Source organism: Duganella alba, assembly GCF_009674495.1.
Lineage (GTDB): Bacteria > Pseudomonadota > Gammaproteobacteria > Burkholderiales > Burkholderiaceae_D > Rugamonas > Rugamonas alba.
This window is the reverse complement of the sequence record NZ_WKJN01000010.1, coordinates 150436-165025: the sequence shown is the minus strand read 5'-3', so window position 1 is coordinate 165025 and position 14590 is coordinate 150436. Positions and strand designations below refer to the sequence as shown.

Genomic DNA, 14590 nt, shown 5'->3' with positions numbered 1-14590 from the left:
GGCGTCTTGATATTTTGCCACCTTATAAGGATAAACGCGCCATGAAATTGAAGTCGTCTTTGATCGCCGCCTGTGTTGTTTTGTCGACTCTCACCGCTTGCGGCGGCGGCGGCGGTTCTTCCGGCTCGAATGGCAGCGTGACCACGCCTGCCGATAATCCAGGCAGCTTCAGTCAGACCGATAGCGCGGTGGGCACCGGCATGCTGGCCAGCACCACCAATATCGTCGGCATCCGCTACTCCGCCTGGCTGTATAGCGCATCGGCGGCGGACCACAAGGGCGCCAAGATCGACACCAACCTGACCAGCGCCACGCCGTATGTGTTCACGCTGGGTGGCGGTGTTGTGATCAAGGGCCTGGAGCAGGGCGTGACCGGCATGAAGGTCGGCGGCCAGCGCACGTTGATCATTCCGGCCAGCCTGGCGCTGGGCGCGAGCGGTTCGACGACGGTGCCGCCTAACGCCGGCATGGTGTTCGACGTGCAGCTGACGGACGTGCAGGCGCTGGCCGAAGCACCGGCCTTCGGCGTTACCGATACCGTGGTCGGCACCGGCGCCACCGCCGCCGTCGGCGCCACCGCGAACGTCAAGTACAGCGCCTACCTGTACAGCAGCGTCGCCACTGACCACAAGGGCATCCTGGTCGACACCAACGCCACCGCGACCACCAACTTCTCGTTCAAACTCGGCGCCGGCAATGTGATCAAGGGCTTCGACCAGGGCGTGACGGGCATGAAGGTGGGCGGCAAGCGCAGCATCATCATGCCGTCCACGCTGGCCTATGGTTCAACCGGTTCGGGCGCCATCCCTGCCAATTCGGGCATGGTCTTCGCCATCGAGCTGATCTCGATTCAGTAAGTCTTCACCGGAATGGCGCGGCGCAGCGGCGGCAGGAACGCCAGCAGGTTGCCCGCCAGGACCAGCGCCAGGCCCGCCAGGGCCAGCGCTGTCCAGTGATAGCCTTCGTAGACGGTTGAAATGGTCAGCGCGACGATGGGGAACAATACCGTGGAATAGGCCGCGCGGTCCGGACCGATGCGGCCTACCAGCATCAGGTAGGCGGTGAAGCCGATCACCGAACCCGGTATCGCCAGATACAGCAGGGCGCCCAGATAGCGCGGCGCCGGATCGAGCGCGAACGGCATGCCCAATGCCAGCGCGGCCACGCCCAGCGTGGTGGAGCCGATCAGCATAGCCCAGGTATTGGTCAGCCATGGCGTCAGGCCCAGGCCCATGGCCTGCATGCGGCTCGACAGCAGATTCCCACATGAGAAGCACAAGGTGCCGCCCAGCGTCAGCGCCAGGCCCCACAGCGTATGGCTGTCGTGCCAGTGGCCGGCCATCTGCGGCGCGAACAGCAGCACGATGCCGCCCAGGCCGAACAGCGCGCCGACCATCACCTGCGGCTTGATCGGTTTGCCGAGGAAGAGACGGCCGTTGATGGCGTTCCACAGCGGCGCGGTGGAGAATACCACCGCTTCGAGGCCGCTGGTGATCCACTGGCTGGCGTAGTAGAAGCACAGGAAGTTCACGCAGAACAGCGCGATGCCCTGGGCGAACAGGTAGGGCCAGGCTTTGCGCGGCGGCCACCATGGCTTGCGCGCGATGAGCAGGAAGGCCAGCAGCACGGCGGCGGCGATCCAGAAGCGGTAGGCGATCGACACGGGCGCGGGAACCACGCCCAGTTGAAAGCTGATGGCGATCCAGGTGGTGCCCCAGATCAGGACGGTGAGGAGGTAGAGGAAGATATTCATGCCGCCAGCATGCCGTCCGCACGGCGCGGCGACTTGTCTGAAATTGCGCATATCGCGGCGGCGGCCGGCGGCGCGGCAGGCGCCGTGCTAGACTTTATCCATGTCTTCCCGCGCCCACAACCTGCCTGCCACGCTGCTGTCCTCCCTGCCGGACGGGCAGTTGTCACATTCCGTCTTCAAGACCATGTCGGAGACCGATGCGCAGCTGGAGCGCTTCGCCTGGCTGGGTGACGAGCTGGCGGTGGCCATCTGGCGGCGCGACACGCCGGTGGCGGAAACCAGCTACAACCGGCCGGGCCACCACACCTTGTCCTATTATCTAGATGGCGGCCACCGCACCGAGCGTTCCGAACTGCCCGGCCTGTACGGCGCGCCCAAGCGCCTGTGCACCTTGCCGGATTGGCACGAGTCCAGCTGGACGGTGCGCGGCGCCATGCATTTCATGCATGTCTACTTTTTGCCCGAGCACTTCACGCGCCGCGCCGTGGTGGAGCTGGACCGCGAGCCGCGCGAGCTGACGCTGTCCGACCGCACCTACTTTGAACATGAGCGCATCGGCCACCTGTGCGCGTCGCTGGCCGGCATGTCGTGGGAAGGCGCGGACGCGCAGCTGCGCGCCAACGAAATTACGCACGACGCGCTGAGTCATCTGCTGCATGCGCAGTCGGTGCCGCAGCATCAGGGCCGGGTGCGCGGCGGCCTGGCGCCGGCGGTGCGCCGCAAGCTGGCCGATTACATCGAAGCGCATCTGGCGAAGAGCATCACGCTGGGCATGTTGGCCGAGCTGGCGTGTCTGTCGGAGTATCACCTGGTGCGGATGTTCAAGGTGTCGTTCGGCATGCCGCCGTCGACCTGGATCGCCGCACGCCGCATCGAGCGCGCGCGCATGCTGCTGAAAACCAGCGACCAGCCCTTGCAGCAAATCGCCGACGCCTGCGGCTACGCGGACCTGAGCCACTTCAGCCACCGCTTCCGCGACGCCGTCGGCGCCCCGCCAAGCCGCTACCGCAGCATCGTCACCGCTTAGTCGCTCCCGCGCTGAGCCTGATCAAATTCCTCTCGCCCGCAATGGGCGATAGTTTGCCTTCGCTTGCGCATTCAATGGGGAGTTTTCATGTCTTACGTCTATTCCAAAGTCGATGATCTTGAAGGTGAAAAGAAAGTAGGAACGCACCAATGCGTTGCATTGGTCCAGCACTATACCAATGCAGGTCCTGCCAGCGGGTGGCGCCAGGGTGAGGCTGTATTTGGCAATCATTTGATCAGAAAGGGCACGGCGATTGCGACCTTTAACAAGGGGCGTTATCCCAATCAAAAACATGGGAATCATGCCGCATTTTTTGTACGACAAGCAGTGGATGGCATTTATGTCATGGACCAATGGAAGGACGGGAGAAAAACCAGCATCTCAGAGCGTTTCCTTGAGTCTTTAGGGAAGAACAAAGATGGAAGCTTCAAAGATCCAAGCAATAACGCCGATGCTTTTTATGTGATTGAGCATTGATTATGAAAACCAATCCGCGATATGACTTATACGGAATCCTGGTTGCGTTGGCTTTTATGCCGGCGCTGACAATGGGTGCCGAATCGGCGTCATTAGTTTGCCCGGATGTCGTCAGTGCTGCCGCCATCACGGTCGCTTCGTCGGATTGGGCCGCCAGACCGTCCGGAAATTTCAGGTTGAGTTCTGCCGGTTTTAGCAATGGTCCGCCGGAGAAGCGTGCGGATCTCAAGCCTGCTTCCGTGGAGCGCAAAGGCGCGCAAACCGTTGAAACCTGGCGGTTCGACGTTGAATTCAGGGATGGCCTGTGGCTGGTGTGCGGCTATGGCGGAGCGGCTGGCGAGATCACGCTGGCGAAACAGATATTGCCGCAATACGCCACCTGCTCGGTGAGCTACAAGCCAAGCTCCAAAGTCGGCGCGCGGACGATCAATATCGCCTGCCGCTGACTATTCCAGCTCGCTGATCAGGTTGACGATTTCGTCGCCGTAGGAGGCCAGCTTTTTCTCGCCGACGCCGGAGATGCCGCGCAGGTCGTCCAGCGCCGTCGGGCGGGCCTTGGCGATTTCGCGCAGCGTGGCGTCGTTGAAGATGATGTAGGCGGCGACGTTGTGTTCGCGCGCCGTGCCCATGCGCCACGAGCGCAGGCGGTCGAAGATGCGCTGCTCCTCGCCCGACAGATCGCTTTCGACGTAACCCTTGGCCGCGCGGCTCGGCTTGGCCTTGACCGGTTTCTGGTACTGGCGCAGCTGCACCTTCTGGCCGCCCTTGAGCACCGGACGCGCGGCGTCGGTCAGCTTCAGCGAGCTGTATTGTTCATGGTCGACCGTCAACAGGCCGAGCGCGATCACCTGGCGCAGGATGGCGCGCCATTCCTGTTCGCTGCGATCGGCGCCGATGCCGAACACCGACAGGGAATCGTGGTGCCAGGTCTTGATCCGTTCCGTTTCCTGCCCGCGCAGCACGTCGATCACGTGGCCGGCGGCGAAGCGCTGGTCGACGCGGTACACGGTCGACAGAATCTTCTGCACCGGCACCGTGCCGTCGAAGGACACCGGCGGAATCAGACAGGTATCGCAATTGCCGCACGGGCCGGCCTGCTCGCCGAAGTAGTCCAGCAGGCGCACGCGCCGGCAGCTCAGGGTCTCGCACAGGCCCAGCATCGCATCGAGCTTGTTGCCCAGCACGCGCTTGAAGGTTTCGTCGGCCTCGGATTCGTCGATCATCCGCCGTTGCAGCACCACGTCCTGCAGGCCGTAGGCCATCCAGGCGTCGGCCGGACCGCCGTCACGGCCGGCGCGGCCGGTCTCCTGGTAATAGCCTTCGATACTTTTCGGCAGATCCAGGTGGCAGACGAAGCGCACGTCCGGCTTGTCGATGCCCATGCCGAAGGCGATGGTGGCGCACATGACGATGTTCTCTTCGCGCAGGAACTTGGCCTGGTTGGCCGCGCGCTTGGCGTGGTCCATGCCGGCGTGGTAGGCCAGCGCACGCACGCCGTTCTCGTTGAGGAATTCGGCCGTCTCTTCGACCTTCTTGCGCGACAGGCAGTAGACGATGCCGCAGTCGCCGCCATGTTCGGCGGTGATGAAGTCCAGCAGCTGCTTGCGGCCATTGCCCTTTTCCACGATCGAATAGCGGATGTTGGGGCGGTCGAAGGAGGAGACGAATTGCGCCGCGTCGCCCAGTTGCAGGCGGTGGACGATCTCGGCGCGGGTCTGCGGATCGGCGGTGGCGGTCAGCGCGATGCGCGGCACGTTGGGGAACTGCTCGTGCAGGATCGACAGCTTGATGTACTCGGGCCGGAAGTCGTGGCCCCATTGCGACACGCAGTGCGCCTCGTCGATGGCGAACAGCGCGATGTTCGAGTTCTGGAACAGGTTCAGGCAGCGTTCCGTCATCAAGCGTTCGGGCGCCACGTAGACCAGGTCGATCTCGCCGGTGCGCACCAGGCGCTCGATGCGGCTGGCCTCTTCATAGGTTTGCGTGGAATTCAGGAAGGCCGCGCGCACGCCGACTTCCTCCAGCGCGTCGACCTGGTCCTGCATCAGCGCGATCAGCGGCGACACCACCACGCCGACGCCGTCGCGCAGCAGCGCCGGAATCTGATAGCACAGCGACTTGCCGCCGCCGGTGGGCATCAGGACCAGCGCGTCCCCGCCGCCGGCGACATGGCCGACAATCTCCCCCTGCTGTCCGCGGAAGGCCGGATAGCCAAACACAGTTTGCAGCAAATGAAGTGCGCGTTCGTTGTTGTCCTGATGAATCATGATACTGCTACTGCTTTACGGAAAAGTGTTATTCGGCCCAGACGATGGCGCCAGTATACGCGGTCACGAGCACCAGCAGGCCAAAAGCGATGCGATACCACGCAAATACCGTAAAGGTGTGCGAGCTGATATAGCGCAGCAGCCAGCGCACGCACAGGAAAGCCGAGATGAACGCCGATACGGTGCCGATGGTAAACAGCGGCAGGTCGGCGGCCGACAGCAGCGCGCGTTCCTTGTACAGCGAGTAGATGGTGGCGCCCATCAGGGTCGGAATCGCCAGGAAGAACGAGAATTCGGTGGCGACCTGGCGCGACAGGCCGAAGATCATGCTGCCCATGATGGTGGCGCCGGAGCGGCTGGTGCCGGGGATCAGGGCAAAGGCCTGGGCGATGCCGATTTTCAGCGCATCGAGCGGCTTGAGGTCGTCGACCGAGGTGATGCGGGCCGAAGTTGGCTTGTCCTTGGCGCGTTTTTCCACCCACAGGATGATGAAGCCGCCGATGATGAAGGCCAGCGCCACCGGCACCGGCGCGAACAGCACGCGCTTGATGGCCTTGTCGAACAGCACGCCGAGCACGGCGGCCGGGATGAAGGCGATCACCACGTTGGTGGCGAAGCGTTGTTGTTTTGGATCACCGAGACCGGTCAGCACGGCGATGATGCGGGCGCGGAACTCCCAGATCACGGCCAGCATGGCGCCGGCCTGGATGACGATCTCGAACACTTTCATTTTTTCTTCCATGCCGTGGAAACCCAGCAGGTGCTCAGTCAGGATCAGGTGACCTGTGGAGGAAATCGGCAAAAACTCCGTAAAACCTTCAACCAGGCCCATGATGAGGGCTTTCAGCGCGAGTACGATGTCCATGAATTAAGTATTTACACGTGGAAGATTGAGAAAAAGGAACGGCAAGCAGGGCGCCGGGGTCGAAGCTTACCATGCCGGACACGCAATTTTGCCAATGTGACTCAAGCGTAATCGACCCTCCCTTAACGCTGAATGAAAAAAAAGCCCCCGCAGCAAGCTGCGAGGGCGAAATAGCGACCGGTAGAGCGGAGTCGCGAGGGAGATGCTCTTTAGAACGTTACGTCGAGGCGGGCGCCGAAGTAGCGTTGGAAGTCGCGCGGCGGCATCCATTCGGTGGTGTTGACCGCCACCGGCGTGTTCGGCGCTTTCGGGCTCCAGGTGCCGTTGGCGATGGCGTTGTTCAGGCCGGTCGCGTAGCGCTTGTCGAACAGGTTGTTGACCAGGAAGCTGACCTTGTAGCGGTCCTGCTTGTCCTTGACGCCAAAACTCAGGTTGGTGATGCTGTAGGCGCCCTGGATGGTGCCCGGGTCCTGGTTCAGCGAGAACTGCGTGCGGCTCTGGTAGCGCGTCGAGCCAGAGACAAAGCCGTTGAAGCTGTACGAAGGCAGCATCAAATCATATTGACCGCCCAGGTTGACCTTGACCTTGGGCGCGTTCGGCAGGGTCTTGCCGGCCAGGTTCTGCACGAAGGTGTTGTTGAACTTGGGATTCTGCGCGCAGCCCGGTCCCGGCACGCCGGCGGTGCCGGCAGCGTTGATGACGTTGTAGCACGGACCGTTCTCGAACGACTGGATCGTGGCTTCCGTATAAGCGAAGCTGCCGTTGAGCTGCAGTTCGCGCGTCACGCGGACGTTGCCTTCGACTTCCAGACCCTGGGTGCGCAGGCCGCCGATGCTGTTCAGGCCGGTGCGGAAGGTGCCGTCGTCGTCAAAGAAGCTCGACGATTGCTGGAAGTGCTTGAAGTTCGTCCGGAACAGCGCCACGCTGAACATCGCGCGGTTGTCCCACAGGCTCTGCTTCCAGCCCAGCTCGTAGCTCTTGGCGGTTTCCGGCGCTACCGCCGGCAGGGCGGCGGTAGCGGCCGTGAAGCCCGAGGTCAGGTCGTAGGCCTTGCCCTTGTGGCCGGTCGAGGCCATCGCGTACACCATGCCGTCCTTGCTCAGGCGGTGTTCCAGGCCCAGCTTCCAGGTGCTGCTCTTGTCGGTGTCGGACTTGGTGTAGAACTCGGTGGTGGCGTGCGCCTGCGGCGGCACCGTGTAGCGGCGGAAGTTGTAGCCGGTGTCCTCGTCGTTGTAGCGGGCGCCGACGATCAGGCTGGTGTCCGGACGGAAGTCCCACGAGCCCTGGCCGTAGATGGCCTTGCTGGTGTTCCAGGCGTCGGCGCCATAGGCGGTGCCGTAGGCCTGGATCAGCGGCGCCTTGGTCAGCTCGCGCGTCAGGTCGTTCTTGCCGTACCACAGGCCGGCCACGTAGCGCAGCGCGCCCTTGTCCGGCGAGGTCAGGCGGAATTCCTGGGTGGTCGATTTGACGTCGAAGAAGCCGTACTGGTACAGGCCGCCATGCATGCCGGTCGGCTGGCCGTTCGGCAGCAGCAGGAACGGCAGGATATCGACGTCGGTGTTGTCGTTGTCCTGGTAGTCGTCCATATGGTACTTGCTGTACGACGAGATCGAGCTCAGCGTGTGGCCGGCCAGTGGGCTCTTGTCGTCGAAGGCCCAGTCCAGCTTGACGCCGGTGCCGGCGTCGTGGAACTTGCCGCCGGTCGGGTAGTCGTTGCGCACGTCGCGGTTGTCCGGGCTGATGGTGATGCCGGACAGCACCACTGACGGCGGCAGCTGCGGCGCATTGCGGTACAGCGCGCCCGGCGACATCGAGGTGAAGGCGGTCGAGCAGCAGAATTTTTCGGTGCGGTTGTAGTGCGGCGTCAGCGTCAGGGTCAGTTCCTCCAGCGGTTGCCATTCCAGCTTGCCGCTGATGTTGTCGCCCTTGCTGCCGTTGAGTTTTTTGCCGGTGGTCAGGTTGTTGAGCGTGCCGTCGAAGTTGGTCTTGCTGGCGGCCAGGCGCACGCGCAAGGTGTCGGACACCGAACCGCCGGTGCTGACGCCGACGCGCCATTCGTCGTCATTGGTGACGTAGGTGGTGGCGTTGGTCTTCCACGGTCCGCCGATCGGCTTGGTGGTGATGTTGATCGCGCCGGCAATCGAGCTCTTGCCGAACAGCGTGCTTTGCGGGCCTTTCAGCACCTCGATGCGGCCGACGTCGGCCAGGTCCTTGAAGGCGCCGGCCTGCATGCCCAGCGGCACGTCGTCGACGATGACCGCCACGTCGGCCTCGACGCCGATGCCCAGCGAGAAGGTGCCGATGCCGCGCATATTGATGCTGAAGTTGCCCGGCTGGGTGCCGTAGGACAGCGTCAGCGCCGGCGACAGCGAGGGGATGTCTTCCAGGTCGCGCACGTTGGCGCGTTGCAGGACGGCGTCGTTCAGCACGGTGATGGACGCGGGCACGTCCTGCAGGTTCTGCGCGCGCTTGTTGGCGGTGACGATGACGGATTCGAGCTTGCCGTTGTCGGCTTCCTGCGCGGCCGCGGCGCCGCCCAGCAGCGTGAGGGCCACAGCGGCGGTGATGCGCCGCAGTGTTGGTTGGTGCGAGTGCATGTGGTATCTCCTATAGTTTTTGATTTTGGTACTTCAACTAGATTGTGGTAGCGCTTCCATAGCAGGGTTGAAAAAATCCGCCGGCGTCTGGTGGACGACCGGCGGGACGGTTACTGGGTGGTGACTTTGAGCGGTGCTTTGAGCTTTTGCGCGTAGCTGCGGACGTAGGCGTCCCAGGCGGCGGCGTCGGCAAAGTCGCCGCTCTTGCTCCAGCCGGCGCCGAAGTAGTAGACAAAGGGCTGGCCTGGTGCGGTGTTGGCGATCGTCAGTTGCTGCTTGTCGATCACATCGAACTTGTCGGCGCCGGCGGGCAGGATCACGCCGCAGCCGATGTTGCCGTCATCGCCGTGGGGCGGCTGCCAGTAGCTGGTCAGATGCTGCTCGCCGTCGGCGGTGTAATGTCCCTGGCCGTCGCGCTGGGCGATGCCGACACCGACTGTCAGCGGGTCTTTGCCGGCGGCCTTGAAGCGGGTTTCCACGCGCGTCATGTTGGAACCGGCGTCAATCGAGAAGCGCTTGACCTCCGAGACCTTGCGGCCGTTGCCGGCGTCCCAGTCGGCATAGGTCAGCTCGAACACGGAGCGCAGCGGGCCGTCGGCAAGCACCTTCCACTTGCTGAAGTTCGAGGAATTATGCAGCTTGCCGTCCGCCAGGATGGTGGTGCCGCCGCAGCCGCGGCTCTGGCCCACGTCGTAGAAGTCCAGGCCTTCGCCGATGTCGTGGTGATACTCGCCGCGCTTATACCATTTGTCGACCACCGGCGTGCGCACCTTCTTGACCCATACGTCCACGCCGCTGCTGATCAGGTGTTCCTTCGGATCGTTGATGATGGCGGGGCCGTAGACGCGGTGCGCGGTGCGGTCGCTCTCCCAGGCGAAATCGTCCAGACGTTCCGGCACGAAGCGCGCATGCGTCTTGACGTCGGCCGGTGGCACGGCGGCCAGGCGCTCGGCCGGCAGCACCAGGTAGCGGCGCGTTTCGCCGGCCGCCAGGTTGACCGGGAACACGATCTGCTTGCCGATCACCTGCGAGTTGAGAATGGCCGAGGTGGCGGCATCCATCACCACCGGCTTGCTGATGCCCTTGCCGATGGTGGCTTCGGCCAGCTCGTCGCCGCGCACGCCGCCGGTGGGATTGGCCACGCTGACGGTCTGCGGTTTGGTTTTCTCCAGCACCGCCATGCGGTACACCTCGCTGCCGGCCAGCAGGAAGCCGCCGACGCCATAGACTTCGGTCAAGTTGTCATCGAAGACTTTCGGCGCCAGGCCGATGGGCTGCACGTGCGTCAGCTTGCCGTCCGGCTGGACGTTGGCCACCAGCGCGGTCCACGCCTTCTGCACCGCCGGCTTGAAGGACTTGGCATCCAGCAGGCCCTGGTTGACGCCCCAGGCGAAGGCATAGGCGTACAAGGCCGAGCCGCTCGACTCCTTCATCGGATAGGTATCGGGATCGAGCAGGCTGGCGCGCCACAGGCCGTCCGGCTGCTGCAGCGTCAGCAGCCTGGCCGCCATGTCCTGGTACTGCTGCACGAAGCGCGCGCGTTCCGGATGATTCTCCGGCAGGTATTGCAGCACGCGTACCAGGCCACCCATCACCCAGCCGTTGCCGCGTCCCCAGTAGACCTTCTTGCCGTTGGCTTCGCGCTTGTCGAAGTAGTTGGAGTCGCGGAAGTACAGGTGTTCTTCCTTGTCGTACAGGTAGTCGGAGGTCACCCACCATTCGCTGATGGCGAAGTCCAGGTAGCGCTGGTCGCCGGTGATGGCCCACAGGCGCAGCCAGGCCGGCGGCGCCATGTACAGCGCGTCGCACCACGACCAGCGGTCCTGGTTGCCCTTGACGGTGAATTCCAGCGTGCCGTTGCGGCGGTTGGCCAGGATGTCGTCGAAGCCGGCGCGCATCGGCGCGATCATCTTCGGATCGTGCGTTTGCAGATACAGCTCGGCGTAGGTCTGGCCGACGATGTGGTCGTCCGCGTGGTAGTGATTCGGGCCGAGGTTCCAGTTGTTCTTTTCGCCCATGGCGATCATCGCATCGCGGTACTTGCTGCTGCCCGAGATGTTCGCCAGCGCCATGATGCCGTTGTAGCCCACCGCCTGCGTCCAGTCGTCCGGGCGGTGCTTGCTGGGATTGGCCAGCTGCCAGTCGGCCACGCGCTCCATGGTGGACAGCACGGCCTTGGGATTGATGGCCGCCGACGGTAAAGCCGCCTGCACGGCAGGCGTGTCGGCGGCCCAGGCGGGAACGGTGTGGCACATGGCCGCCACGGCGGCCAGTACTGCAATACGCAGATGCGATGAGGTCATGCGGTTTGTCTCCGTGATGGCTATGTATTTTTTATTTGTAGATCGGGCCGGCCGTCACGAACGGCCCGCCCTGGTAAATCGTTGGCGCATCGCCGGCGGCCGGGTAGTCGGCGCTGTCGGGGAAGTTGCCGGCGTAGTCGGCGGAGCTGTGCTGCGGCACGTAGCCCAGGTGCGAGGCGTGCTTGTTGTCCCACCATTTGACGGCGTTGTCCGAGGTGCCGAAGGTGATGGTGTGGCCGACGCGCGGCGTGAACAGCGAGCAGCGGATCAGTTCAACCAGGTCTTCGTAGGCCAGGTAGGTGACCATCATGCGCGGATTCTTCGGTTCCGGGAACGAGGAGCCGATGCGCAGGCAAACGGTCTCGGTGCCGAAGCGGTCGTAGTAGTAGCGCGACAGCGCTTCGCCGAAGGCTTTCGACACGCCGTAGAAACCGTCCGGGCGCAGCGGCATGCTGGCGTCCACCAGGTCGGTGGTCTTGTAGTAGCCCACCACGTGGCTGGAGCTGGCGTAGATCACGCGCTTGACGCCGCACTTGTGGATCGCCTCGTACAGGTGGTGCAGGCCGAGGATGTTGGCGTTCATGATCGGTTCGAACTTGTCTTCCACCGAAATGCCGCCGAAGTGCAGCACGGCGTCCACGCCTTCCATCATTGCCATGACCTTGTCGCGGTCGGCCAGGTCGCCGATAACGATTTCCTCGCCTGCGCGCGCCGGGCCCAGGTCCCTGACGTCATTCAGGCGGACGACATCCGCCCAGGCCTTGGCGCTCTCGCGCAGAATGGTTCCCAGGCCGCCGCCGGCGCCGGTCAGCAGGATGCGTTTGAAAGGTTTTGCGCTTGAAGTAGTGGTCATGTTTTTGGTCTGTGTTTGGCTTGTTGGTTAAACGTTTAATCGCAAGTATAACCATTTTCGTTCTGAGGTCAATCTAATCGTTTAACTTCGTTGCGCCAGTCCACGCTTTACCTCGACAAAAAAATCACATACCATCCGTAAAACGTTTTCCATAAAAATTGAGACACCACATGACATCCTTGAATTCCACCGCGCTGGCGGTGCTGCTGGCCTTCGCTCCCGCCTCCGCCGCTGTCGCCCAGATTCCCACCCAGGTCACGCCCGCCAACTACGTGCCGCCGCTGGCGACCACACCGATGAACCGCATCGTGCAGGACAACGCATACAAGCAGTTGGACTATTTCTTCAAGAAGCTGGCGACGGAAAAAGAGGGCATCGTCATGGACGGCACCTCGCCGTTCAAGAGCGGCGACAAATTCCTGCCGGGGAAAGTGGCGGCGGGCCTGGGCCATGTGCTGCTCAACACGCCGAAGGACGATCCGACGCTGGAACAGAAGCTGAAGGATTACCGCGACATCGCCGACATGACCGTCGGCATGGACAACCACACCTGGGGCATCTACTACTACATCGGCACGCTGGTGAAGCTGAAGCAGGCCGGCCTGCTGGAACGCGCCGTCAGCCCGGCCACGCTGGAGAAGCTGCGCAAGCAGCTGGACTGGCGAACCTTCGTCACGCCGCAGTGGGATCTGATCTCGCTGCCGACCAATTACTACGGCGTCGCCTTCAGCATCGCGCGCCTGCGCATGCTGATGGGATGGGAGGACGACAGCGCCGGCAAGGTGCTGCTGGAGAAAATGCTCACGCATTACAAGACCTACTCCGGCAAATTCGGCTTCTCCGACGAGACCGACGGCGAAGGGCGCTTCGACCGTTACAGCATTCTGCTGATCGCCGAGATCTGCGAGCGCTTCCTGGAAACCGGCCTGCAACCGACCGATGAGCTGAAAGGCTTGCTGCGCAAGGCGGCCGACATCGCGCTGAACGTCTCCAACACCGCCGGCGATGGCTTCAGCTTTGGCCGCAGCCTGGGACCGTATGGCGAGACGGCGCTGGTGGAGATCCTGTCGGTATCCGCCTACCTGAACGTACTGACGCCGGAAGAGAAGCAGTACGCCTACGCCTTCTCCTCGCGCGTGGCGGCGCGCTACATGGACTTCTGGTACGACCCGTCCATGCATTCGCTGGACATGTGGGGCAAGGGTCGCCGCACCGATACCTATCGCGGCAAGCACCGCATCCTCGGCGAGAACTTCTCGCTGCTGCACCAGCTGCTGTCCACCAACGAGATGTGGAACGAGGCCGGCTTCAAGGACGTGTCGCCGAAAGCCGACCTGCAGGCGTGGCTGGACAAGACCCGTCCGCAGTTCAGCGTGACCACCTTCGCGCAGGGCGAGTACGACCGCGCGCTGGCGATTTTCCGCGACGGCAAACACGTGGTCAGCCTGAACATGATCAACGGCGGCATCAGCCAGCATGACAACAGCCCTTACTACCCGCTGCCGTTCGCGCAGGGCATCGTGTCCGGCGTGTCGGACAGCGGCAGCGCGCATCCGCAGCTGCTGCCGAAGTTCACCATGGCCGACGGCTCGCAACTGATAGCCGCCGCCTGGCTGAAGGACATCAAGACCGCCAGGGATGGTGAGCGCTACACCATCACCTATCGCCAGGATGAACTGGACAAGCTGGGCAAGCGCTCGCCGGTGAAGGACGCGCGCATCAAGCTGCACACCACCTACAAGCTGGAACACGGCATGATGACCCGCACCGATGTCTACACGCCGGTGGGCGCGCAGGAAGTGGAGAAGATTTCACTGGAATTCGCGTCGTTCTCGGATCAGGCTACTATTCAGGGTAATACCGTCACGTTCGCGCAAGGCGATGTGAAGGAATACAGTGTCAGCGGCTTGCAGCAATGCCAGTCCGCGCCGACCAATGGCAGCAAGGACTTCATGGCGCCGTATGGCGCGATGAAAACGCTGGTGACCTGCAGCACCGGCAAGCTGACCTTGAAGGAGCCGCTGACGATCAAGTGGAGCATCAAGTATCAATAAGGGAGTGGTATGCCGCATCTGAAAATCGAATACACCGCCAATCTGGATGCGCATGCGGACATCGGCGAATTGTGCAAGACGCTGTCGCACACGCTGGTCACGTTGAAAGACGCGGCCGGCGCGCTGGTGTTTCCACTGTACGGCACGCGCGTGCTGGCCTATCCGGCCGCGCAGTATGCGGTGGCGGACGGCGAGCAGGGACGGGCTTTCGTCTATCTCAATATGCGCATCACGCCGGGCCGCAGTCCGGAGCTGGTGCAGGTGATCGGGGACACCTTGCTGGCGTCGGCGCGCGACTACCTGGCGCCGGTGCTGGACAAGCTGCCGCTCAGGCTCACGCTGCACATCGACGCCACGCCGCCCGGCTACGAAGGCAAGTTCACCAATTAAAAAA

Annotated in this window: 12 protein-coding genes; 6 read left to right on the top strand and 6 right to left on the bottom strand. The window is 63.0% G+C overall.

Translation table 11 applies throughout. The features are described 5' to 3' along the window. The first annotated feature begins 41 nt into the window (after positions 1-41). A complete protein-coding gene (locus GJ695_RS30090) occupies positions 42-857 on the top strand; it encodes an FKBP-type peptidyl-prolyl cis-trans isomerase (protein ID WP_154365230.1) in 816 nt (271 codons plus the stop codon). On the opposite strand, the gene GJ695_RS12700 is transcribed toward GJ695_RS30090, so the two are convergent. Then, complete coding sequence (locus tag GJ695_RS12700; protein WP_154365228.1) at positions 851-1753, bottom strand: DMT family transporter; 903 nt, start codon at positions 1751-1753, stop codon at positions 851-853. The two genes, GJ695_RS30090 and GJ695_RS12700, sit on opposite strands and share 7 nt — an antisense overlap. A gap of 100 nt (positions 1754-1853) precedes the next feature. Between GJ695_RS12700 and GJ695_RS12695 the strand changes: the two genes are divergently transcribed. The 3 genes from GJ695_RS12695 (at position 1854) to GJ695_RS12685 (ending at position 3703) form a co-directional block, all read left to right on the top strand. After that, positions 1854-2780, top strand: coding sequence for a helix-turn-helix domain-containing protein (locus GJ695_RS12695; protein ID WP_154365226.1), 927 nt, complete (start codon positions 1854-1856; stop codon positions 2778-2780). A gap of 87 nt (positions 2781-2867) precedes the next feature. Next, positions 2868-3257 (top strand): BPSL0067 family protein, encoded by a 390-nt coding sequence (locus GJ695_RS12690; protein ID WP_154365224.1) that lies wholly within the window; start codon positions 2868-2870, stop codon positions 3255-3257. A gap of 2 nt (positions 3258-3259) precedes the next feature. After that, positions 3260-3703, top strand: coding sequence for an STY0301 family protein (locus tag GJ695_RS12685; protein ID WP_154365222.1), 444 nt, complete (start codon positions 3260-3262; stop codon positions 3701-3703). On the opposite strand, the gene recQ is transcribed toward GJ695_RS12685, so the two are convergent. The 5 genes from recQ to GJ695_RS12660 form a co-directional block, all read right to left on the bottom strand. Next, positions 3704-5524 (bottom strand): DNA helicase RecQ, encoded by a 1821-nt coding sequence (gene recQ / locus GJ695_RS12680; RefSeq protein WP_154365220.1) that lies wholly within the window; start codon positions 5522-5524, stop codon positions 3704-3706. It abuts the gene before it with no gap. Positions 5525-5552: 28 nt separating this feature from the next. Further along, complete coding sequence (locus tag GJ695_RS12675) at positions 5553-6389, bottom strand: undecaprenyl-diphosphate phosphatase (RefSeq protein WP_154365218.1); 837 nt, start codon at positions 6387-6389, stop codon at positions 5553-5555. 209 nt (positions 6390-6598) lie between these two features. Continuing rightward, on the bottom strand, positions 6599-8986 hold the full coding sequence (locus GJ695_RS12670; protein ID WP_154365216.1) for a TonB-dependent receptor: 2388 nt from the start codon (positions 8984-8986) through the stop codon (positions 6599-6601). A 110-nt stretch (positions 8987-9096) separates the two neighbouring features. After that, positions 9097-11289: a glycoside hydrolase family 88 protein gene (locus GJ695_RS12665; protein ID WP_154365214.1), complete on the bottom strand. Its 2193-nt coding sequence runs from the start codon at positions 11287-11289 to the stop codon at positions 9097-9099. A gap of 31 nt (positions 11290-11320) precedes the next feature. Further along, entirely contained in the window at positions 11321-12142 is an 822-nt protein-coding gene (locus GJ695_RS12660) for an NAD-dependent epimerase/dehydratase family protein (RefSeq protein ID WP_154365212.1), read from the bottom strand. 170 nt (positions 12143-12312) lie between these two features. Between GJ695_RS12660 and GJ695_RS12655 the strand changes: the two genes are divergently transcribed. Together GJ695_RS12655 and GJ695_RS12650 are read left to right on the top strand one after the other, a co-directional pair. Further along, the gene (locus tag GJ695_RS12655) at positions 12313-14196 is read left to right on the top strand and encodes a hypothetical protein (protein WP_154365210.1); all 1884 of its coding nucleotides are present in this window, start codon (positions 12313-12315) and stop codon (positions 14194-14196) included. 9 nt (positions 14197-14205) lie between these two features. Then, the gene (locus GJ695_RS12650; protein ID WP_154365208.1) at positions 14206-14586 is read left to right on the top strand and encodes a 5-carboxymethyl-2-hydroxymuconate isomerase; all 381 of its coding nucleotides are present in this window, start codon (positions 14206-14208) and stop codon (positions 14584-14586) included. The last annotated feature ends 4 nt before the right edge of the window (positions 14587-14590 follow it).

What these genes read in the sequence shown, in the direction of transcription:
- GJ695_RS30090 (WP_154365230.1), top strand. Translation starts at nt 42, where the DNA reads ATGAAATTGAAGTCGTCTTTGATCGCCGCCTGTGTTGTTTTGTCGACT.
- GJ695_RS12700 (WP_154365228.1), bottom strand. Translation starts at nt 1,753, where the DNA reads ATGAATATCTTCCTCTACCTCCTCACCGTCCTGATCTGGGGCACCACC.
- GJ695_RS12695 (WP_154365226.1), top strand. Translation starts at nt 1,854, where the DNA reads ATGTCTTCCCGCGCCCACAACCTGCCTGCCACGCTGCTGTCCTCCCTG.
- GJ695_RS12690 (WP_154365224.1), top strand. Translation starts at nt 2,868, where the DNA reads ATGTCTTACGTCTATTCCAAAGTCGATGATCTTGAAGGTGAAAAGAAA.
- GJ695_RS12685 (WP_154365222.1), top strand. Translation starts at nt 3,260, where the DNA reads ATGAAAACCAATCCGCGATATGACTTATACGGAATCCTGGTTGCGTTG.
- recQ (WP_154365220.1), bottom strand. Translation starts at nt 5,524, where the DNA reads ATGATTCATCAGGACAACAACGAACGCGCACTTCATTTGCTGCAAACT.
- GJ695_RS12675 (WP_154365218.1), bottom strand. Translation starts at nt 6,389, where the DNA reads ATGGACATCGTACTCGCGCTGAAAGCCCTCATCATGGGCCTGGTTGAA.
- GJ695_RS12670 (WP_154365216.1), bottom strand. Translation starts at nt 8,986, where the DNA reads ATGCACTCGCACCAACCAACACTGCGGCGCATCACCGCCGCTGTGGCC.
- GJ695_RS12665 (WP_154365214.1), bottom strand. Translation starts at nt 11,289, where the DNA reads ATGACCTCATCGCATCTGCGTATTGCAGTACTGGCCGCCGTGGCGGCC.
- GJ695_RS12660 (WP_154365212.1), bottom strand. Translation starts at nt 12,142, where the DNA reads ATGACCACTACTTCAAGCGCAAAACCTTTCAAACGCATCCTGCTGACC.
- GJ695_RS12655 (WP_154365210.1), top strand. Translation starts at nt 12,313, where the DNA reads ATGACATCCTTGAATTCCACCGCGCTGGCGGTGCTGCTGGCCTTCGCT.
- GJ695_RS12650 (WP_154365208.1), top strand. Translation starts at nt 14,206, where the DNA reads ATGCCGCATCTGAAAATCGAATACACCGCCAATCTGGATGCGCATGCG.